Annotated in this window: 18 protein-coding genes; 5 read left to right on the forward strand and 13 right to left on the reverse strand. The window is 30.4% G+C overall.

Features of this window, described 5'->3' with window-relative positions; all coding sequences use genetic code 11:
• The first annotated feature begins 31 nt into the window (after nt 1-31).
• The 4 genes from arfB (at nt 32) to BLT70_RS14710 (ending at nt 5150) form a co-directional block, all read left to right on the forward strand.
• A complete protein-coding gene (arfB, locus tag BLT70_RS14695; RefSeq protein WP_091895983.1) occupies nt 32-436 on the forward strand; it encodes an alternative ribosome rescue aminoacyl-tRNA hydrolase ArfB in 405 nt (134 codons plus the stop codon).
• 524 nt (nt 437-960) lie between these two features.
• Nucleotides 961-3282, forward strand: a complete 2322-nt coding sequence (locus BLT70_RS14700) for a TonB-dependent receptor (protein WP_091895985.1) — start codon at nt 961-963, stop codon at nt 3280-3282.
• A 288-nt stretch (nt 3283-3570) separates the two neighbouring features.
• Nucleotides 3571-4434: an RNA polymerase sigma factor RpoD/SigA gene (locus tag BLT70_RS14705; RefSeq protein ID WP_091895988.1), complete on the forward strand. Its 864-nt coding sequence runs from the start codon at nt 3571-3573 to the stop codon at nt 4432-4434.
• 278 nt (nt 4435-4712) lie between these two features.
• Nucleotides 4713-5150 (forward strand): hypothetical protein, encoded by a 438-nt coding sequence (locus tag BLT70_RS14710; protein ID WP_091895990.1) that lies wholly within the window; start codon nt 4713-4715, stop codon nt 5148-5150.
• A 53-nt stretch (nt 5151-5203) separates the two neighbouring features.
• On the opposite strand, the gene BLT70_RS14715 is transcribed toward BLT70_RS14710, so the two are convergent.
• The 13 genes from BLT70_RS14715 to BLT70_RS14775 form a co-directional block, all read right to left on the reverse strand.
• Complete coding sequence (locus tag BLT70_RS14715) at nt 5204-5470, reverse strand: heavy-metal-associated domain-containing protein (protein WP_091895993.1); 267 nt, start codon at nt 5468-5470, stop codon at nt 5204-5206.
• A 6-nt stretch (nt 5471-5476) separates the two neighbouring features.
• Nucleotides 5477-5842, reverse strand: a complete 366-nt coding sequence (locus BLT70_RS14720) for a rhodanese-like domain-containing protein (RefSeq protein WP_231962742.1) — start codon at nt 5840-5842, stop codon at nt 5477-5479.
• Nucleotides 5843-5847: 5 nt separating this feature from the next.
• Complete coding sequence (locus BLT70_RS14725; protein ID WP_091895999.1) at nt 5848-7254, reverse strand: rhodanese-like domain-containing protein; 1407 nt, start codon at nt 7252-7254, stop codon at nt 5848-5850.
• An 85-nt stretch (nt 7255-7339) separates the two neighbouring features.
• Nucleotides 7340-9067, reverse strand: a complete 1728-nt coding sequence (locus tag BLT70_RS14730; RefSeq protein WP_091896002.1) for a SulP family inorganic anion transporter — start codon at nt 9065-9067, stop codon at nt 7340-7342.
• A 46-nt stretch (nt 9068-9113) separates the two neighbouring features.
• Nucleotides 9114-10136, reverse strand: a complete 1023-nt coding sequence (gene ruvB / locus BLT70_RS14735; protein WP_091896005.1) for a Holliday junction branch migration DNA helicase RuvB — start codon at nt 10134-10136, stop codon at nt 9114-9116.
• A 107-nt stretch (nt 10137-10243) separates the two neighbouring features.
• Nucleotides 10244-12025, reverse strand: coding sequence for a cbb3-type cytochrome c oxidase subunit I (locus BLT70_RS14740; protein WP_091896008.1), 1782 nt, complete (start codon nt 12023-12025; stop codon nt 10244-10246).
• Between the two features lie 33 nt (nt 12026-12058).
• Nucleotides 12059-13066: a cytochrome c oxidase subunit II gene (locus BLT70_RS14745; protein ID WP_091896011.1), complete on the reverse strand. Its 1008-nt coding sequence runs from the start codon at nt 13064-13066 to the stop codon at nt 12059-12061.
• 37 nt (nt 13067-13103) lie between these two features.
• Entirely contained in the window at nt 13104-14564 is a 1461-nt protein-coding gene (locus BLT70_RS14750) for a quinol:cytochrome C oxidoreductase (protein ID WP_091896013.1), read from the reverse strand.
• A 26-nt stretch (nt 14565-14590) separates the two neighbouring features.
• Complete coding sequence (locus BLT70_RS14755) at nt 14591-15139, reverse strand: cytochrome c (RefSeq protein ID WP_172824422.1); 549 nt, start codon at nt 15137-15139, stop codon at nt 14591-14593.
• 9 nt (nt 15140-15148) lie between these two features.
• Nucleotides 15149-15676, reverse strand: coding sequence for a DUF3341 domain-containing protein (locus BLT70_RS14760; protein WP_091896016.1), 528 nt, complete (start codon nt 15674-15676; stop codon nt 15149-15151).
• 2 nt (nt 15677-15678) lie between these two features.
• Nucleotides 15679-17133 carry an NrfD/PsrC family molybdoenzyme membrane anchor subunit gene (gene nrfD, locus BLT70_RS14765; protein WP_091896019.1) on the reverse strand — a complete coding sequence of 485 codons (1455 nt, stop codon included), beginning with the start codon at nt 17131-17133 and terminating at the stop codon, nt 15679-15681.
• A gap of 22 nt (nt 17134-17155) precedes the next feature.
• Nucleotides 17156-20218 carry a TAT-variant-translocated molybdopterin oxidoreductase gene (locus BLT70_RS14770; RefSeq protein ID WP_091896022.1) on the reverse strand — a complete coding sequence of 1021 codons (3063 nt, stop codon included), beginning with the start codon at nt 20216-20218 and terminating at the stop codon, nt 17156-17158.
• A gap of 73 nt (nt 20219-20291) precedes the next feature.
• On the reverse strand, nt 20292-21581 hold the full coding sequence (locus BLT70_RS14775; RefSeq protein WP_091896024.1) for a c-type cytochrome: 1290 nt from the start codon (nt 21579-21581) through the stop codon (nt 20292-20294).
• A gap of 200 nt (nt 21582-21781) precedes the next feature.
• On the opposite strand from BLT70_RS14775, the gene BLT70_RS14780 reads away from it, so the two are divergent.
• On the forward strand, nt 21782-22150 hold the full coding sequence (locus tag BLT70_RS14780; RefSeq protein WP_091896026.1) for an SPOR domain-containing protein: 369 nt from the start codon (nt 21782-21784) through the stop codon (nt 22148-22150).
• The last annotated feature ends 55 nt before the right edge of the window (nt 22151-22205 follow it).

Genomic DNA, 22205 nt, shown 5'->3' on the forward strand with positions numbered 1-22205 from the left:
TGAACTATTTCTACACTCTTTTCAGAAAAAAATGAATTCAGAAACAATTATAAAAGAACTTAGTTTTAAAGCCATTAGAAGTTCTGGTGCTGGCGGGCAACACGTAAATAAAACGTCTTCTAAAATTGAACTCACTTTTGATTTAGAAAGCTCTAATTCTTTGTCTGAAGATGAAATAATTCTTTTAAAAACAAAGCTTTCATCAAGATTAACAAATGAAAGTCTATTAATTTTATTTTGTGATGAATCTCGTTCTCAACACAGAAATAAAGATATTGTTATTAAACGTTTTTTAGAGTTGATAAAAACAAATTTAATTAGACCAAAAAAAAGAAGACCTACTAAACCTAGTAAATCTTCTATCTTAAAAAATGCAGAAAAGAATAAAAGAAATTCGCTTAAAAAAAACTTAAGAAAAAAACCAAAATTCGAGTAAATTAAAAAAGCTGGTAAAGAGACTTAGCCCAGATTGAAACGGCATCCTTTTTTACTGTCAGTTCGAGTGAATTTTGAAGAATGAAAAATTTGTATCGAGAACAGAAGTAAAAAAGATATAGTGGAAAGCAGGAAATAGCTTCTAAAAAAATAAAATCACTTTTTTGTTTTCTATTAAATTTTTACAATATACATTTGCAGCGTTCTCATAAAGGGGTGCTAATTACAGTTTTTAGTTTTTAGTTTTTAGTCTTAATAGGCTTTACAACTTTTAACTTTTTAACTTTTAACTTTTAAAAGGCTGAGATCATACCCAATGAACCTAGAACAGATAATGCTGTTTAGGGAGGCGATAATCGCCATTTTGCAAACAAATAATTGCATTTAAAGTAAAACAATAGTATTTTGTTTGTTACTTTTTATGTAATTATACACACTAATTATTCAATATTAATTACAAGAATAATTACCTCTTTTTATTCGTTTTAAATTCTTTAAAATGAAAAAAAACATCTTTTTTTATTCTTGTTTGCAAGTATACTTGCAAACGCCCAGACATTTACACTTAAAGGAAAAGTAGTAGATGAAAACAATGAATCTTTACCAGGAGCAACTATTTTGGTAAAAGAAAACAACCAAGGAACTTCTACAGATTTTAATGGTAAATTTCAATTAAATCTTATAAAAGGAGAGTACACAATTAAAGTTTCATTTATTGGCTACAAAACGATTACTAAAGAAATTTCTTTGGTCAAAAATGATGAAATCGAAATTGTTTTATTACCAAATTCAACAGTTTTAGAAGAAGTTTTAGTTTCTGCAGTTCGTGTAAAAGCAGATGCACCTGTTACACATTCTAATTTATCTAAAAAAGAAATTGCAAAACGTAATTTAGGTCAAGATATTCCTGTGTTATTAAATTACATGCCTTCTGTAATTTCTTCTTCAGATGCTGGTGCTGGTGTTGGTTATACTTACATTCGTGTTCGTGGTTCTGATGCTTCTCGTGTAAATGTTACTGTAAACGGAATTCCTTATAACGATGCAGAAAGTCAAGGTACTTTTTGGGTAAATATGGGCGATTTTGCTTCTTCTACTCAAAGTTTACAATTACAACGTGGTGTTGGTACATCTACTAACGGTTCTGGTGCATTTGGAGCAAGTTTAAATATTTTAACTGATGCTATTTCTGAAGAAGCTGGTGGAGAAATCTCTAATTCTTTTGGTTCTTACGGAACTAGAAAGCATACGGTAAAATTTACTACAGGAAAAGTAAACGATCATTTTGAGTTTGCAGGACGTTTATCTAATATTTATTCTGATGGTTATGTAGATAGAGCCTTTGCAGATTTAAAATCTTACTTTTTACAAGGAAGTTATTCTGATGAAAACACATTAATAAAAGCACTTGCATTTGGTGGAAGCGAAAAAACTTATCAAGCTTGGTACGGTTTAGAAGCAGATCAATTAGAAGAAAACAGACGTCAAAATCCATATACTTACGATAATGAAACTGATAACTATTGGCAAGATCATTATCAATTACATTGGAATGAAAAATTAAATGATAATTGGTCTACTAATATTGGTTTAAATTATACAAGTGGAAAAGGATATTTTGAACAATTTAAAGGCGAAAGTGCTGTATCTAAATATAATAATATTGTAAGCCCAACAACAGTAACTTGGGATGAAAAACCTGCAACAGACGTTATTGTTCGTCGTTGGTTAGACAATCATTTTTATGTATTTAATGGAAATACAACGTACAAAAAAGAACAACTAGAAATTGTATCTGGTTTTTCTTACAGTAACTATAAAGGAGACCATTTTGGAGAAGTAATTTGGGCTAAAGAATTTGCTCCAACTGCAAATATTAGAGATCAATATTATTTTAGTGATGCCTCTAAAAAAGACTTTAGCGTTTTTTCAAAAGCTACTTTTAATATTTCTGATGAATTTAAAGCTTTTGTTGATTTACAAGGACGTTTTGTAAATTATAAAACAGATGGTTTAACTTCTGATAGAAACACATTAAATGTTGAAGAGAAATTTAACTTCTTTAATCCGAAGATTGGATTAACACATACAATTAACAAAAATAATAGTTTGTATATTTCTTATGCAAAAGCAAATAAAGAGCCTAATAGAAATGATTATAAAAATGGAGAAGATGTAAAATACGAATCTTTAAATGATTATGAACTTGGTTGGCGTTTAAAAAATAATACGATACAATTAAACACCAATCTATACTATATGTCTTATAATAATCAATTGATACAAACTGGTGGTTTAAATGATGTTGGAGATTATTTACGTGAAAATGTAAAAGATAGTTATCGTTTAGGTTTAGAAATTGATGCAAATGTTAAAGTATCAGGCCAATTTAGTATAAATCAAAACCTAACCTTAAGTAGTAATAAAATTAACAATTTTATGCTAGATAGAGATGGAACAATAACAAATATTGGCACAACTAATATTGCTTTTTCTCCAGATGTTATTGCAAGTAATGCTCTTGTTTATTATCCAACAGAAAATTTTCAAGTTTCATTATTATCTAAATTTGTTGGAGAACAATATTTAAGTAACACAGATACTGAAGCCTCTAAATTAGATAGTTATTTTACAAGTGATTTAAATTTCGTATATGAAATTAAAACATCATCTATTTTTAAATCTATAACATTTACGGGTGTTGTAAATAACATCTTTAATAAAGAATATGAAGATAGAGGTTATACCTATTTAGATTATTGGTCAGGACCAACATCTTTTGAAGTTCAAGGATATTTTCCGCAAGCAACAAGAAATTTTTTAGTTGGGGTTACTATGAAATTTTAGTAAAAAACACCATTTTTTAATCATTTTTGATTAAAATTAGCACAAAACGAGCATTTTCTTTGAAAAATCGCTCGTTTTTTCGTATATTAAAAATCGATGCAAAACACTCCTATTTTTCCCACAAAAGTTACTCCAATTAATCTTACAACTCCTAATAGATTGAACAACTTTAAACTTCCTGATTTCTAATTTTTTTCACATCAGCTAATACTTTCCTATTATTTTAAAAGAATTTATCGCTTTTAAACTTTTTACTTTCATTTAAATCTAAAAACACAAAATAAACATATGAGACAACTTAAAATTGTAAAACAGGTAACCAATCGTGATGCAAAATCTTTAGAAAAATATTTTCAAGAAATTAGTAAAATTGGGCTTATTACTGCAGATGAAGAAGTAGAATTGGCTTTGAAAATAAAAAAAGGAGATGATAAAGCATTAGATAAACTTGTAAAAGCAAATTTAAGATTTGTGGTTTCTGTTGCAAAACAATATCAAGGTCAAGGTTTAAAATTATCCGATTTAATAAACGAAGGCAATTTAGGTTTGGTAAAAGCTGCAAAACGCTTTGACGAAACACGAGGTTTTAAGTTTATTTCATACGCCGTTTGGTGGATTCGTCAATCGATTATGCAAGCTTTAGCAGAACAGTCTAGAATTGTTCGTTTGCCTTTAAATAAAATTGGAAGTATTAATAAAATCAAAAAAATATATGCTCGTTTAGAACAAAATGAGCAACGTATGCCAACAAATAAAGAAATTGCAAAACAGTTAGATATGACAGAAACGGAAGTTGCACAATCTTTAAAAAATTCTGGGAGACACCTTTCTATGGATGCGCCTTTTAAAGAAGGCGAAGAATCTAACTTATACAATGTTTTACAGTCTGATGAATCTCCAAGACCAGATAAAAACCTAATGCAACAATCTCTTAGCATAGAAATTGATAGGGCTTTAGAAACCCTTTCTAACAAAGAGGCTAAAGTAATAAAAATGTTTTACGGTATAAATCTACCTTCTGCTTCTAGTTTAGCAGAAATTGGTGAAGTAATTGACTTATCTAGAGAACGAGTTCGCCAAGTAAAACAGAAAGCAATTAAAACCTTGCAATCTAAATCTAGAGCTCATCTTTTAAAATCTTACTTAGGATAAAATTCATTTATAAGAAAATACTAACCTAAGAAAACATTTTATCTAATTTATATATAAATTTAAAGAAATTAAAGTAGTTAACAAATTAAAATTTAGACATACCTATTATTAGGTATTGTATACTTTTTAAATATATTATAGATTTGATAGCTTATTGATATTAGTTGTTATCATAAAAGTTATATCAATAGTAAAATTAATACGCTTTATCTAAAAAAGAAATTTAATTGAGAGAGTTGAAAATAGAATATCGCATGCCTAATTAAATCAATAAAAACATGAAACTAATCTTTCTAACAACGCTGCTAGTAATCTTCGGAATTAATACAAACGCCCAAAATTCTAATCTTAAAGGAATAACTGTACATGCTAATAAAATATTATATATAGAAAATGATGAGCCAAAAAGTAGAGACACAGACCAAGTTTTTGCAGTATCTTTTTCGGATAAAATTTTTACGCATTTAATTTTCTCAGATGGAAGCATTAATAATTCTCAAGTTTATCAAATTGAAAATGATAAAACTTTAATTAATGACGGAAACACTATTTACAAATTCGAAGCTCTATCAGGAATTTCTGGTAATAAATATTTTTACGAAATAAAAATTGACAGTGATGGCAGTTTGTTAGCCTTAAAAATAACACAACCAGATAATATAGATTTTTCTATATACAAAGGCTATTCAACAGATTTAAAAACCTTTAAACAGTAGTAATAATTTACAATAAAGCATAAAAAAGGGAGCAAAATTGCTCCCTTTTATTTTTAAGAATCCATTCTACCAACGGCGCAACTAACAAACGATTTTGCTTTGTGTAAAACAGTATTTTTATCACCAACTTCTGGATAACCAAGTTTAGATAATTTTTCTTTTACACTTTCTAAAACATCTTTGTTTGACGTTACAGAAACTATTGATTTTTCAACATCAACTGTAATGTCTTCTATATTTTCTAAACTTAATAATCCTTTTTTAATAGTTGCTGCACAACCACCACATTTTAAATTTTCTATTTGAATATCTGTTGTCATAATTTTTTAATTTTCTTGTTTCCATTTATTATATCCGCCTAAAATATTATAGACTTCATAACCTTCTTTTTGTAATCTTTTTGCTGATTTATCACTTCTATTTCCACTTCTGCAGTACAAATAAACTGGTTTATTTTTATCTAATTTTGATGTTGCTTTTGTATTAAAATCAGTATCAAAAAAATTAGCAAATTTTGCTGTTTCTATAAAACCTTGTTTAATTTCTTGTGGAGTTCTTACATCCAATAATTGAATTTCTCCTTTATCTAACAATACTTTTAATTCACTTGTTGAAATAGATTTTATTTCATCTTGAGAATTACAATTGATAAAAAAGAAACTCATCAGTAAAAGGCAAAAAACATTTTTCATTTTATTTATTTTAAAGTTGATGGGCAAACGGCTGCTGTTCTTTCTATAGTTGTATTTTTAATTGCGTCATAACCACCATCAACATCAATAACATTATGAAATCCGCGTGCTTTTAAAATAGAAGCAGCAATTACAGACCGATATCCTCCTGCACAATGCACGTAAAAATTACCTTTTTTAGGGAATTCAGAAATATAATTATTTAAGAAATCTAAAGGTGTATTTTCTGCTATTTTAATATGTTCGCTTGCATATTCCCCTGGTTTTCTAACATCAAAAATTAATGGGTTTTCGTCCATTTTTTTTGCTAATGTATCTGCAGTAATAGACGTAATTGTATCTATTTCCTTTCCTGCTTTTTGCCAAGAATCGAAACTTCCTTCTAAATACCCTAACACATTATCAAAACCAACTCTAGACAAACGTATAATTGTACCTTCTTCCTCACCTTCTGGTGTTACCAACAAAATTGGTTGTCTAATATCTTTTATTAAAGCGCCAACCCAAGGTGCAAATGTGCCACCTAAACCTATAAAAATAGAATTTGGTATAAACCCTTTTATAAATTCTGATTGATGACGAACGTCTAAAATTAATGCATCTGTTTCATTTGCATGAATTTCAAATGCTTCTACAGAAAACGGTTTTACGCTATTTTCTATAACTTCATCTATATCTTGATATCCTTCTTTGTTCAACTTAACATTTAAAGGAAAATATGCTGGCGGTGGCAATAAACCATCTGTAACTTCTTTTATAAATTCCTCTTTTGTCATATCTGCTCTTAAAGCATAATTGGTTTCTTTTTGATTACCAATTGTACCTACAGTTTCTTTGCTTAGATTTTTACCACAAGCAGAACCCGCTCCATGCGCAGGATATACCATAACATCATCAGCTAAAGTCATTACTTTATTTCGTAAACTATCAAACAAAAAACCCGCTAAATCTTTTTCTGTAATGTCTCCTTTTTGTGCTAAATCTGGTCTACCAACATCTCCTAAAAATAAAGTATCACCACTAAAAAGAGCATAATCTTTACCTTTTTCATCTTTTAATAAATAGCATGAACTTTCCATTGTATGACCTGGTGTGTGTAAAACCGTAATTGAAATATCACCAACTTTAAAAACCTGATTATCTTTAGCAATAATTGCATCAAAATTTGTTTTTGCTGTTGGTCCGTATACAATTTTTGCTCCTGTTTTTTCCGCTAAAGTTACATGACCACTTACAAAATCTGCATGAAAATGGGTTTCGAAAATATATTTAATTTTTGCATTATTTTTTGCTGCGCTATCTATATAATCTTGTACTTCTCTTAACGGATCTATAATTGCAACTTCACCTTTACTTTCTATATAATAAGCACCTTGTGCTAAACAACCTGTGTAAATTTGTTCTATTATCATAATCTTTATTCTTAAGATTTTAAATTATTAAATTACTTTAAAAGCAATCTATTCTAAATGATCTATGTCAGCTTTTTAATTAGTTTTATTTATATGCTTGATGTATATATTTTGCATATTTTTCTTGATGTTGTCTGTCTCCTGTTTTATAAAATTTTACAGCTTCATTTGCGCGCATAAAAAAATGATTGATACCTATAATTTGTAATACTCCACTTCTAAACAAATCATCTCTAACAGGTCCTTTAACACCTGCAAAATAAAACATTATTCCTTTTTTCTGATAAAATTTTATTCGTTCTTTTAACATTTCTACACCTGTACTATCAACTCTATTAATGCTTTCTGCATCAATAACAATCAATTTTAAAGCCTTTCCTTTTTTGGCTGCCATTTTGTCTAAATTATCTCTAAAATAATTAGAATTCGCATAAAATATCTGTGCATCAAACCTAAAAATTAAAATATCATCATCAATAATTACTTCTTCAAAACGATTTTTATTTCTGTAAAAATTAGAACCTGGCACTTTTCCTAATTCAGTAACATAAGGTCTAGAAGTTCTATAAATTAAAACTATTAGAGATAAACCAACACCTACCATTATTCCGTATTCAATTCCTAATAATAAAGTTGCTAAAAAAGTTGATAACATCAACCAGAAATCTAAATTATTAGCTCTCCATAAAAAGGCCGCTTCTTTAAAATTTATCAATCCAAAAACTGCAACAATTATAATTGCAGCTAAAACTGTTTTAGGTAAATGATAAAATAAAGGTGTTAAAAATAAAAGTGTAATTACAACCATAATTACAGAAATTAATGCAGCCATTCCTGTTTTTGCACCACTTTCTTGATTAATTGCCGAACGAGAAAAACTTGATGCCACAGGATAAGCTTTAAAAAAAGAACCTACCATATTACTTAACCCTAACGCTATTAATTCTTGATTGGCTCTAATTCTGTATTCATCTTGTTTTGCTTCTAAAGATTTACCTATAGAAATCGTTTCTAAATAACCAACCATAACCAATGTAAATGCTATTGGTAACAACTCTTTAATTTGATCTAAATCGAATTCTGGAATACCAAAACCTGGTAATCCAGAAGGAATATCTTTTACAATAGAAACATCATTAAAACTTTTTCCAAAATATTTCATAATTATAATTCCAAGAACTACAACAATTAGTGCATTAGGAAGTTTTTTATTAATCTTTCTAAAGATTAGAATTATTGCTACAGAAATGATTCCGATAATTGTTGTATGCTTATTAAAAGTGGCTATTTTTAACCAAACATCTTCTAAAATATATTGAATTTGATCACTTTGGATAAAATCAGCTCCTAATAAATTTCTAAATTGATTAAAGCCAATTATTAAAGCCACTGCTGATGTAAAACCTGTTATTACAGGTTTTGATAAAAAGTTTACAATAAATCCTAAACTAAAAACTCCTAATAAAAATTGAATAGCACCAACCATTAACGCTAATAAAATGGCAATAGAAATATAACTTTCAGATCCTGCTAAAGCCAAAGTAGAAACACCAGTTGCAACTATTAAAGAATCCATTGCTACAGGACCAATTGCCACTTGTCTTGATGAACCAAAAATGGCATACATTACTTGCGGAACTAAAGCACAATACAAACCATAAATTGGTGGCAACCCTGCAATTAGTGCATAAGCAATTCCTTGTGGAATTAAAATAATACCAACAGTCAAACCTGCAACTAAATCTCCTTTAAATAAAGATCTATTGTAGTTAGGTAACCAGTCTAAAATTGGTATTATTTTTTTTATGTTCATTTTCTTAAACTTTGCTACTTTTTTTACTTTAAAACTTTGAACTCTATTAAAATAACTCTCCCTGATTTCTACCTTTAACTCTTCCTAGGTGTTTATAAGCTAAATCAGTTACCTCTCTACCTCTTGGAGTTCTCATAATAAATCCTTGCTGAATCAAAAATGGTTCGTAAACTTCTTCAATAGTTTCGGTATTTTCAGAAACCGCAGTTGCAATTGTACTTAGACCAACTGGCCCTCCTTTGAATTTATCTATAATAGTTTCTAAGATTTTATTATCCATTTCATCCAAACCATGAGCATCAACATTTAAGGCTTTTAGAGCATATTTTGCTATTTGTATAGTTATAGTTCCGTCTCCTTTTATTTGTGCAAAATCTCTAACTCTTCTTAATAATGCATTTGCTATTCTTGGTGTTCCTCTACTTCTACCAGCTATTTCTATGGCGGCTTCCATAGAAATAGGAACTCCCAAAATATGAGAACTTCTTTGAATAATTGTTGTTAGTAATTCTGTTGAATAGTATTGTAATCTACTACTAATACCAAAACGTGCTCTCATTGGCGCTGTTAACAATCCAGATCGAGTTGTTGCTCCTATTAAAGTAAAAGGTTCTAAATTGATTTGAACTGTTCTGGCATTTGGACCAGATTCAATCATAATATCAATTTTATAATCTTCCATTGCTGAATATAAATACTCTTCTACAATAGGACTTAATCTGTGAATTTCATCAATAAACAAAACATCTCGTTCATCAAGATTTGTTAACAAACCTGCTAAATCTCCAGGTTTATCTAAAACGGGTCCAGAAGTAACTTTTATACCAACTTGTAATTCATTTGCTAAAATATGAGCTAAAGTTGTTTTCCCTAATCCTGGAGGCCCATGAAATAAGGTATGATCTAAAGCTTCTCCTCTCTGATTGGCTGCTTCAACAAATATTTTGAGATTGTCTAATGCTTGGTCTTGCCCAGTAAAATCATCAAAAGTAAGTGGACGCAATTTTTTTTCTACATCTAAATCTTCATTTGATAGATTGCTATTATCAGGATTTAAGTTTTCGTTCATAACTACAAAGATAAGAGATTTTAAAACAGGTTAAATGTACCTTTTGTTACAAAACAAAAAAACCTTTCCAGATATAGGAAAGGTTTTTTTATAAATTTTATATTTTACTAAGATGGTTCTTCACCATCTAATAAAGGTGTTGTTTGTAGTACAAAATCTTGACCGTGTAAATAATCACTATCATCATCATTTGCATCTACTCTTTTACTATAATCATAAGCCCATCTATGAACTTCTGGTAATTTTCCTGGCCAGTTTCCATGAACATGCTCTACAGGAGTTGTCCACTCTAACGTATTAGAATTCCAAGGATTCTGTGTTGCTTTTTGCCCTCTATAAATAGATATAAAGAAGTTTGCAATAAATATAATTTGTGCTAATCCACCAACTAAAGCAAAAATTGTAATTACTTTATTGATATCAGCTAAATCATCAAACAATGGAAAAGCTGTATTTGAATAATATCTTCTTGGTAAACCAGCTAAACCTATAAAGTGCATTGGCCAAAAAACACCATAAGCACAAATAATACTTAGCCAAAAATGCCAATAACCCATAGTTTTATTCATCATTCTACCATACATTTTTGGAAACCAATGATATACACCAGCAAACATTCCAAAAATTGCAGATACACCCATTACTAAGTGAAAGTGTGCAACTACAAAATAAGTATCATGAATTGCAATATCTAATGCAGAATCTCCTAAAACTAATCCTGTTAATCCACCTGTTACAAATGTTGAAACTAATCCGATAGAAAATAACATTGCAGGGTTTAATTGTAAATTACCTTTCCATAAAGTGGTAATATAATTAAATGCTTTTACTGCAGATGGAATTGCTATTAATAATGTTGTAAATGTAAATACAGATCCTAAGAAAGGATTCATACCAGAAACAAACATGTGGTGACCCCAAACAATTGTAGATAAAAATGCAATTGCCATTATAGACATTACCATTGCTCTATATCCAAAAATTGGTTTTCTAGAATTAGTAGATATAATTTCTGATGTAATACCTAATGCTGGTAATAACACAATATAAACTTCAGGGTGACCTAAGAACCAAAATAAGTGTTCATAAAGTACGGGCGAACCTCCTTGATAGTGTAGAACTTCTCCAGATATAAAGATATCTGATAAATAAAATGATGTTCCAAAACTTCTATCAAAAACTAATAATAATGCAGCTGATAATAAAACTGGAAATGAAACCACACCAATAATAGCTGTAATAAAAAAAGCCCATATAGTTAAAGGCAATCTTGTCATTTTCATTCCTTTTGTTCTTAAATTAAAAACTGTAACGATATAATTTAAAGAACCAATTAAAGAAGAAGCAATAAATATAGCCATAGAAACTAACCAAAGTGTCATACCTGTTCCAGAACCTGGAATTGCTTGTGGTAATGCACTTAAAGGTGGGTAAACCGTCCATCCCGCAGACGCTGGTCCAGCTTCAACAAATAATGAAATAACCATGATTATACTTGATAAAAAGAATAACCAATATGAAACCATATTTAAAAAACCAGAAGCCATGTCTCTAGCACCAATCTGCAAAGGAATTAATAAGTTTGAAAATGTTCCACTTAAACCAGCAGTTAGTACAAAGAAAACCATAATAGTACCATGAATAGTTACTATCGCCAAATAAATATCTGGGTTCATCACCCCGTCTGTTTGGTGAGGTCCTAAAAAAGCTTCAATAATTGAAAAAGATTTTTCTGGCCATGCAATTTGTAAACGGAATAACATAGACATAAATACACCAATGATACCCATAAACATTCCTGTTACAAGGAATTGCTTAGAAATCATTTTGTGATCTTGACTAAAAATATATTTTGTTACAAATGTTTCTTTATGATGATGTTCTGACATAATATTATTTGTATTGTATCTTTTAAATTATAATTATTGAATAACTGTTGCTAAAGTTGGTTGTTCTGCAATCCACTTATCATATTCATCTTGCTCTACAACAGTAATTTTCATTTGCATACTATAATGAGAAGCACCACAAATTTTATTACATAATAGCAAATAATCAAACTCATAAGGATCTTCTCCTTTAGCTTTTCTAATTTTATTAATGTTTGCAGTTTTTTCAACTACTTCAGACTGTTGTCTCATTTCTTCTGTAGTAAATTTAGGTGTGAAACCAAATTGGGTAACCATACCAGGTACACAGTTCATTTGAGCTCTAAAATGAGGCATATAAGCTGAGTGTAATACATCTTGAGAACGGAATTTAAAATGGACCTTTCTTCCTTTTGGTAAATATAATTCTGTAACTTGTTTATCGTCTAAAGAATTTTTATCAGACATATCAACCCCCATTGTATTTAGGCCTTTAATATAATTAACATTACCTAATCCTAAAGCATTGTCTTCACCAGCATAACGAGCATCCCATCTAAACTGTTGTGAATAAACTTCAATTACTACCGGATCTTCAGCATCTGATAAATCCATAATATTGTTCCATTGCCATAAACCATATCCAATTAAAACAACTAAAACAATTGCTGGGGTAACAGTCCATATTAATTCTAATTGGTGACTATCTGCATAAAATTTAGCTTTTCTATCCTTACTTCCTTTATATTTAAAAGTAAAATAAAAAATTAAAAATTGCATTGCAAACTGTACAATTCCAATTAACCAAAATGTAATATTAAATAAGTTATCATCATGTTCTCCTTCTATAGAAGCAGATTCAGGTAACATTATTACATTCATAAAGATTAAACAGTAAATCATTATTGCATAGAAAAACACCAAAAATAACAATGCATTTCTACCTTGTCTAGTGTTATCTTCATCCGTAGCAAGAACACTTCTAAAATTCATGATTCTAGTAATTTGCCATAAGCTTACACCTATTGCAACACCTATAAAAATATAAAATAGAGCTAACATATTTATCTTTTCTTAATTTATTTAATTCCTTTATTTATTAATGATGATCTGCAGAACCCTCTCCTCTGTGTTCTATATTGTAATAGTGAAAATGCTTACTTTCTTCTAAGAAAGGATTCCCTTTTGGTATTGGATTAGCTTTTGCAAAGGCGCTGAATACAGTGTAAATGAAAACACCTAAGAAAAACAATAGCGCACTAAATTCTGGAATACCAAAAGACCATTGTGCACCAACTGTTGCAGGCATAATCATAACAAAAACATCAACATAATGTCCAGCTAAAATTACAACACCTCCAATAACGACAAACCATGGAATACTCTTAAAATCACTATTTAATAATAACAATATTGGGAATACAAAATTCATACCTAACATTGCTAAGAATGGTAATTTATATTCATTAAATCTTAATGCAAAATATGTAGTTTCTTCAGGAATATCTGCATACCAGATTAACATAAATTGAGCAAACCACAAGTAGGTCCAAAATACAGAGAAACCAAACATAAATTTAGCTAAATCATGAATATGACTATCATTAACAGCAGGTAAAGCTCCTTTTGAACGTAAATAAATTGTTACAAATGCAATTACTGTTAAAGCACTTACTAATAAACTTGCTAAAACATACCATCCAAATAATGTAGAGAACCAGTGAGGATCTAACCCCATAATCCAATCCCAAGACATCATAGATTCTGAAATCATAAATAAAAATATGAATCCAACAGAAACATTATAGTTTAATTTAAATGTTTTATAACCATCATTTGCAGTATCTTCTTTAATAGAATTTTTACGGATAAACCATCTGTATGTATTCCATATAGCTAAATACAAAACACTTCTAATTGCCCATCCAGGCAGATTCATCCACCAAGATTTACCATCAATTATTGCATCATAATTTGGGCTTGTAGGATCAAAAACACCTTCTGCCATCCAAGGAAACATATGGTTTATATGTAAAACTGCAGCTATAATAACTCCAAGCATTACAATCGATGTAGGAACTAAATTAGCAGTAATTGCTTCCATTACTCTAAATAAAACAACAGACCAAGCAGATTGAGCAACTCTTTGTGAAGCATAAAAAGCTAAAACTAACAAAGTGATTCCTAAAAAGAAAAATAAAGAAACGTATAATGCAGACCAAGGTTTATTCTTTAGTTGATGATAAACATGTTCTGCATGTGCATCATCATGATTATCACCATGAGTATCTGCTACTTCATGATTTTCTTTTGTTACTTCATGATGCGCTTCATCAGAATGAGAAAAAGCTTCCTCTTTAACATCCATTTGATGAATGTCTTTTTTAACTTCTTCATGAGAAGTTGCATAGCCACCATCATGTGAAGCTTGATTTGCAATAATTTCTTTAGCTTCATCTAAAGAACTTGGTACATTCATAAAGCTTAAACCAATACCCAATGCACCAATAATTATTAATGCAATTGAGAATGTTTTTAATTTACCGGAGAATTGATACATATCTTTCGTATTCTATCTTTTTGTAATTATTGAATTAAATCAGTACGTAGTTTTTCAACATAGTGTACAATTTGCCAACGTTCTTTATAAGTTAATTGAGATGCGTGAGACCCCATTAAGTTTTTACCATGCATAATTACATGATAAATACTACCTGCATTAATATCTCTATCTTTATAGTTAGGAATCCCAGCAAACTTGTCTGCTTGAGATAAATAACCATTTCCATCTCCTTTACTTCCATGACAAGATATACAGTATATTGTATACATTGCTTTTCCGTTTTCTAAATTTTCTTCAGAAGCCTCATAAGGATTCCTTAATTCATTCTTTGCTTTCTCATATCCTTCATTAGTATTTGGGATATCATAAGCAGGATGACCACCTCTAGGGATAGTACCAGCAACTGGTTCTAGATTTACAGGTTCACCTTTTATACCATCAACACCATTGGGATCATAGGGAACAGATACATACATATCTGGCATATATTGTACTTGAGGTGTACGTTTATCGTTACAAGAAACAATACTTGTAAGAGTAACTAAAGCGATAATTAATTTTAATTTCTTCATTATTATTGATTAGTGCTTGTCTACTACATTAATTTCTACAGCGCCTGTTTTAGATAACAAAGCTTTTAACTCATCTACATTATTATGAACAGGAATTTCCATTAAAAAATGATCATCCGTAGTTCTTGGATCTGGATTTTCTGCTTCTTTAAATGGCCAAATTCTACTTCTCATATAAAAAGTAATTACCATTAAATGCGCTGCAAAAAACACCGTCAATTCAAACATAATTGGTACAAATGCTGGCATATTATCAAACCAAGAAAAACTAGGTTTACCTCCAATATCTTGAGGCCAATCCTGTATCATCATGTAATTAGTCATCCATATAGCAAATGATAAACCTGTAATTCCATAAAAGAATGCAGTAATTGCTAACCTAGTTGGAGCTAATCCCATTGCTTTGTCTAAACCATGAACTGGAAAAGGGCAAAATACTTCTTCAATATGATGACCATCTGCTTTTACAGTTTTAACTGCATCTAACACAACTTCGTCATCATTATAAAACGCGTGAATAACTTTTGATGATTCCATAATTATTCTTTTTCTGATTTATCTGATATACCTGCTACTTTAGCAACATTAATTACTGGTTTAGTTGGTATACCTTGTTCACTCCTCTTTTTATAAAACTCTCCAGAAGATTTTAATATCGTTTTTACTTCAGCTTGCGCGATAACAGGGAATGTTCTTGCATATAATAAGAACAATACAAAGAAGAATCCTATCGTTCCAACAAATATACCTACATCTACAAACGTTGGTTCAAAACGCCACCATGTAGATGGTAGATGCCCCTTACTTAATACAATTGCAATAATATCAAAACGCTCAAACCACATACCAATATTAATAGCAATCGAAATTATAAAAGTCCATATAAAACTCCTTCTAATTTTCTTAAACCAAAGTAATTGTGGTGTAATAATATTAAATATTATTAATGACCAAAATGCCCAAGCATATGGTCCTGTAGCAGCACCTACAGATAAGTATGTATAATTTTCATAAGGTGATCCTGTATACCAAGCAATAAAAAACTCTGTTGCATAAGCAACGGCAACAATACCTCCTGTTAAGATAATTACTATATTCATATATTCAACATGCATACGAGTAATGTAATCTTCTAAATTAGTTACTTTTCTCATAATACCTAATAAGGTTTGTACCATTGCGAATCCAGAGAAGATTGCTCCAGCTACGAAATAAGGTGGAAAAATAGTTGAGTGCCATCCTGGATTGATTGATGTAGCAAAATCCATAGATACAATTGTGTGCACAGAAAGCACTAATGGTGTTGCTAAACCTGCAAGTACTAAAGAGACCTCTTCAAAACGTTGCCAATCTTTTGCTCTTCCAGACCATCCAAAAGATAATAAAGCATATATTTTCTTTTGAAAAGGTTTCACAGCTCTATCTCTAATCATTGCAAAATCTGGCAATAAACCTGTCCACCAGAAAACTAATGATACAGATAAATATGTTGAGATTGCAAAAACGTCCCATAATAATGGTGAGTTAAAGTTTACCCACAATGACCCAAATTGATTTGGCATTGGTAAAACCCAATAACCGTTCCAAGGTCTACCCATGTGAATAATTGGAAACAATCCTGCTTGAAAAACAGCAAAAATTGTCATTGCTTCTGCAGAACGGTTAATTGCCATTCTCCATTTTTGACGGAACAATAAAAGTACTGCAGATATTAAAGTCCCTGCGTGACCAATACCAACCCACCATACAAAGTTTGTTATATCCCAAGCCCAACCAATGTTCTTGCTTAATCCCCAAACTCCAATACCAGTTCCAACTGTGTAAAAAATACATCCAAATCCCCAAAGCATTGCTGCTAAAGAAATATAAAATGCTATATACCAATTCTTGTTTGCTATACCTTCTATAGGTTTAGCAATGTCTTCGGTAATATCGTGATAACTTTTATCACCTAATACTAAAGGTTCCCTTATGGGTGCTTCGTAATGAGACATATTTTTATATCTTAATTTTAAATTACGCTTCGTTTGTATTTTTAACTTTCACTTGATAGATTACATTCGGTTTTGTCTGTAAGTAATCTAATACGTTATAAGCTCTTTTATCAATTGCTAATGCAGCAACATTGTCTTTTTTATTGTTCAAATCTCCAAAAACCATAGCTCCTGTAGTACATGCAGAAGAACAAGCTGTTTCGAATTCATCTGTATCTACAGCTCTTCCTTCTTTCTTAGCTTTTAAAATTGTTGCTTGTGTCATTTGAATACACATAGAACATTTTTCCATAACTCCTCTAGAACGAACTACAACATCTGGGTTTAAAACCATTTTACCATATTCGTTGTTCATATTAAAGTCAAACTCGTTATTATCTGCATAATTAAACCAGTTAAAACGACGAACTCTATAAGGACAGTTGTTTGCACAATATCTTGTACCTACACATCTGTTATATGCCATTTGGTTTTGACCTTGACGACCATGTGATGTTGCTGCAACTGGACAAACGGTCTCACAAGGAGCATGATTACAATGTTGACACATCATTGGTTGAAAAGTAACTTCTGGGTTTTCAGCTTCAGTTTCTAGTGCTTCATACATTTCACCTCTACTTAAACCTAACTCTTTAGCTTCTTCTCTAGTTTCTACTTCAGAAGAATAATATCTATCAATACGCAACCAGTGCATATCTCTACCAACTCTTACTTCGTTTTTTCCAACTACTGGCACATTGTTTTCTGCATGACATGCAACAACACAAGCACCACAACCAGTACAAGAGGTTAAATCTATAGATAAATTAAAGTGATGACCAACTTCTCTGTTATGCTCATCCCATAAATCAATAGTATTAGCTTCTACTTCTTGATGATCATAAGAAACCATTGAAGGCTTATTCCATCCATGATGGTGATCTTTAGGAGCAACAGTATTGTACTCTTTTAAAGAAGCTACTTTTAATATATCATGACGTCCTGCAATTGTTTTTTGTACTTGCGTACAAGCAAATTGATGCGTTCCTGAAACTTTATCTATTTTAACTCCGTATTGAATATTGTTTCCTTTAGTATATAATGGATATCCATTAACACCGACTTGCATTTCTTCTTTTAAGCCAAAAGTTCTTCCATAACCTAATGCTAAACCAACAGAACCTTTTGCCTGACCTGGTTGCACCATTACAGGAACAACAACTTCTACTCCATTAACAGAAACTTTAGCATAATCTCCATCAATTGCTCCATTATCTTTTACAGGATTTGAAAAACCTAATTCTCTGGCATCTGCAATAGACATCATTAAATAATTATCCCATGAAGCTCTTGTAATTGGATCAGGAAATTCTTGTAACCAAGGATTATTTGCTTGTTTACCATCACCTAAACCAGTTTTAGTATATAAGTTTAACTCAAAACCTGTAGCTTTTTTTGCTGAATTTGATAATTGACTTGCTACATCAGAAATAACTACAGTTGACTCTAAACTTTGAATATCTTCTAGAGTTTCTATATTATAAAAACCATTATGTAAAGCTGTATTCCAAGAAGAACCATTTAAAACATTTGCAGTTGCAAAAGCTTTTAAATAATCGTAATATTTTGTTGTATTTCCAGACCAACTTAATAACGTATCTTGAATTTGACGTGTATTAAATAAAGGCTGTATAGTTGGCTGTACTAAACCATATGTTACAGAATTAAACTGTGTATCTCCCCAAGATTCTAAGAAATGTGGAGTTGGCAACGCATAATTAGAAGCGTTTACAGTTTCATTATTTTCTATTGATAATGCTACTGAAAGTTCTAGTTTCTTTAATCCTTGAGAAAAATCTGATGAATTTGATAATGAATATATTGGATCTACATTGTAAGAAATTAATCCTGCAATTTTACCAGCTTTCATATCAGAAACTAATTGAGCAACTTCTGTATCATTTCCTTGACGGATATTTAATGTATTTACCGCATCAAATATTTCACTCCCTATTGCTTTGTTAATTGCAAATGCAATTAATTGTGCATTTTCATCATTTAAACCAGTTAAAACAACTCCTTTAGAACCTGCTTTCTTTAATTCTGATGCTAATTTTTTAACTGTATCATCAATTGCTGTAGTTTTTGATGAAATAGTATCTCCAGTAATTGCTTTATATAAATTTAATAATGCAAAAACTTGATCAGAAGGTTTTACAACAATTCTTTTATCAGAATTAGCTCCTGTTAAAGACATATTGCTTTCTATCTGAACATGATAAGACATGTGTCCTGTTTCTGGTTTTCTACCAGCTATAAATTGCTTTTCAAATCCTCCATGAAAATCTCCAAGAAAATCTGCACCAAAAGAAACAATAGTTTTTGCTTTGTCTAAATGATAATTTGGCAAAACACGTTTACCATACATTGACAACATTGCATCTGCAGCACCAGATTCTGAAACCGCATCATAAACAACATGCTTTACATTTGGATAAGCAACATTAAATTCATCTACAATTTTAGATGTAGAAGGACTCGCCATTGTACCTGTTAATAAAACGACTGATTTATTTGCTTCTTTAAAAGCATTTAATTTCGCTAAAATTTCTCTATCTGCATCAGCCCAAGAAATTACTTCACCTCCTTTAGTAGGTTCTTTTAAACGTAATTTTTCATCATATAAAGATAAAACAGCAGCTTGTACTCTTGCACTAGTTGTTCCGTTTGCATCTTTATTAGGCATTATTTGAATAGGACGACCTTCTCGTGTTTTTACCAAAACATTTGCAAAGTCGTAACCATCTGCCATAGAAGTAGCGTACCAATCTGCAATTCCAGGAGTTACATCATTAGGTTTTACAACAAAAGGTATGGATTTTCTAACTGGACCCTCGCACGCAGCTAATGAAGCTGCAGCAGTAGTAAAGCCCACATATTTTAAAAAGTCTCTACGTGAAGTAGAAGAACTTTCTAATGTTTCTTTATCACCTAAAAATTCGTCTGAAGGAATTTCTTCTACAAACTCATTTTTGCTCAGCGTTTCAACAATAGAACTTCCTTTAAGTTCTTCAACACTTTTCCAGTATTTTTTGTTTGAAGCCATTTATTTATTAGTTATTAATTGTTAGTTGTTAGTTATTAGTTTTCACCATAGCCAAAACTATCATTCTTCATTATTAATAGTGACATTTACCACATTCTTTACCTCCTAATTGAGCAATGGTAACTTGATCTACATTATATTTTTTCGCTAACTCTTCGTGGATTTTTTCGTAATAATCATTACCTTTTAAATCTACTTTAGTTTCCTTATGACAATCGATACACCAACCCATTGTTAATGGAGAAAACTGACGCATTTCATCCATTTCTTCTACAGGACCATGACATTTTTGACATTCTAAACCTGCAACAGTTACGTGTTGTGAGTGATTGTAATATACAAAATCTGGCAAATTATGAATTCTAACCCATTTAACAGGTTTCGTATTTCCTGTATATTCTAAAATATCATTATCCCAACCAACTGCTTCATAAATTTTAGCGATTTCTTTATCTAATTCTGGCTTACCATAAGTTACTCCATCCCATTCAACTTTAGTATCTTCTGCTACTTCAGAAATATTTTTATGACAATTCATACATACATTAACAGAAGGAATTCCTGATGTTTTACTATGCTTAGCGGAAGTATGACAATATTGACAATCAATTTTATTATCTCCTGCATGTATTTTATGCGAAAATGCAATTGGCTGCAAAGGAGAATATCCTTCATCAACACCAACTTTAAATAAAGTTCCAAAAAACACATAAGCACCCATCAACATAAAAAATATAACAGTCAATACTACTAAAAATGTGTTTTGTTTATAACCTATCCAAACATCTTTTAAACTTGCAACAGCTCCTTTAGTTTTTGGCGCTCCTTTTAATTCGCTAATTGTTTTAAGTAATCCTGCTATTATAAGAAATGCAACTATAATTGCAGCAGCTAAGATATAAATTAACCAACCTGGAGCATCCGCAGAATTCCTAACAACACCTTCTTCTCCCGCTACAACAGTAGGTTTAGGATCACCAACAGTTGTATAATATAAAATATCATCAATTTGCTGATCTCCTAATTGAGGAAACGCGGTCATTGGAGAACCTTTATATTCCTCAAAAATTGAATTTGCATCTCTATCTCCAGAAGCTCTTAACTCAGCATTGTTTTTAATCCAAGCCTTTAACCAAACGTTCTCTCTACGTTCTTCTACTCCTGCTAAGGCAGGACCAACTAACTTTTTATCTAATTTGTGACAAGAAGCACACAAAGATTTAAATAATGATCTTCCTTCTTTTTGACGCGCTTCATCTACATCTTGAGAATAAGACGATAAGCTAAATGCAAAAAACAGAATGACTGCAAAACCCTTAAATAGTACTCCGGTTAGTTTATTGTGCAATGCTACACTTTTCATATTTACAAACTATTTTTAGTATCGTGTATAAAATGGTTCAAAAAAATCATTTTTTTTGAACAGTTTGACAAAAGTACTACATATTGCTAAGTTTAAAAAAAGGAAAAGAACGTTAAACAATAATTTATACTAATTCTAAATAACATTATTATGAAATTTATTCTAATGGTTCTCGTTACTTTTGTATAAATATTTTTTACATGAAAAACAAACTTTATTTAGGAACTTTTATCCTTTTATTACTAGCTAGTAGTAACTCTATTTCTGCCCAAAATACTACTAATAGCAGCAATCAGATAAAAAACTTAATTGCAAAAAAAAGAGCATTTAATAGTAAATTTGGTTTTGGTTTTAGGGTTCAAATTTTTTATGGAAATGAAACTGAAGCTAGAAGTTTACAAAATAAGTTTAAGCTTAATTTTCCTGATGTTTATACAAAACTTGATTATGATCAACCTTATTGGAAAGTTCAAGTTGGAAATTATAAAACAAGATTAGAAGCTGATAAAGCTATGGTAGGTTTTTCAGAAAAATTTTCTGGACTAATAGTTATTCCTTTGGGAAAGTAAAATTCTAAAATATCATAAAAAAAAGCGTCAAAATTAAAATAATTTTGACGCTTTT

It is taken from the genome of Polaribacter sp. KT25b, assembly GCF_900105145.1.
Taxonomy (GTDB): domain Bacteria; phylum Bacteroidota; class Bacteroidia; order Flavobacteriales; family Flavobacteriaceae; genus Polaribacter.

Coding starts and splice junctions, on each gene's coding strand:
- arfB (WP_091895983.1), top strand. CDS start 32: ATGAATTCAGAAACAATTATAAAAGAACTTAGTTTTAAAGCCATTAGA.
- BLT70_RS14705 (WP_091895988.1), top strand. CDS start 3,571: ATGAGACAACTTAAAATTGTAAAACAGGTAACCAATCGTGATGCAAAA.
- BLT70_RS14710 (WP_091895990.1), top strand. CDS start 4,713: ATGAAACTAATCTTTCTAACAACGCTGCTAGTAATCTTCGGAATTAAT.
- BLT70_RS14715 (WP_091895993.1), bottom strand. CDS start 5,470: ATGACAACAGATATTCAAATAGAAAATTTAAAATGTGGTGGTTGTGCA.
- BLT70_RS14720 (WP_231962742.1), bottom strand. CDS start 5,842: ATGAAAAATGTTTTTTGCCTTTTACTGATGAGTTTCTTTTTTATCAAT.
- BLT70_RS14725 (WP_091895999.1), bottom strand. CDS start 7,254: ATGATAATAGAACAAATTTACACAGGTTGTTTAGCACAAGGTGCTTAT.
- BLT70_RS14730 (WP_091896002.1), bottom strand. CDS start 9,067: ATGAACATAAAAAAAATAATACCAATTTTAGACTGGTTACCTAACTAC.
- ruvB (WP_091896005.1), bottom strand. CDS start 10,136: ATGAACGAAAACTTAAATCCTGATAATAGCAATCTATCAAATGAAGAT.
- BLT70_RS14740 (WP_091896008.1), bottom strand. CDS start 12,025: ATGTCAGAACATCATCATAAAGAAACATTTGTAACAAAATATATTTTT.
- BLT70_RS14745 (WP_091896011.1), bottom strand. CDS start 13,066: ATGTTAGCTCTATTTTATATTTTTATAGGTGTTGCAATAGGTGTAAGC.
- BLT70_RS14750 (WP_091896013.1), bottom strand. CDS start 14,564: ATGTATCAATTCTCCGGTAAATTAAAAACATTCTCAATTGCATTAATA.
- BLT70_RS14755 (WP_172824422.1), bottom strand. CDS start 15,139: ATGAAGAAATTAAAATTAATTATCGCTTTAGTTACTCTTACAAGTATT.
- BLT70_RS14760 (WP_091896016.1), bottom strand. CDS start 15,676: ATGGAATCATCAAAAGTTATTCACGCGTTTTATAATGATGACGAAGTT.
- nrfD (WP_091896019.1), bottom strand. CDS start 17,133: ATGTCTCATTACGAAGCACCCATAAGGGAACCTTTAGTATTAGGTGAT.
- BLT70_RS14770 (WP_091896022.1), bottom strand. CDS start 20,218: ATGGCTTCAAACAAAAAATACTGGAAAAGTGTTGAAGAACTTAAAGGA.
- BLT70_RS14775 (WP_091896024.1), bottom strand. CDS start 21,581: ATGAAAAGTGTAGCATTGCACAATAAACTAACCGGAGTACTATTTAAG.
- BLT70_RS14780 (WP_091896026.1), top strand. CDS start 21,782: ATGAAAAACAAACTTTATTTAGGAACTTTTATCCTTTTATTACTAGCT.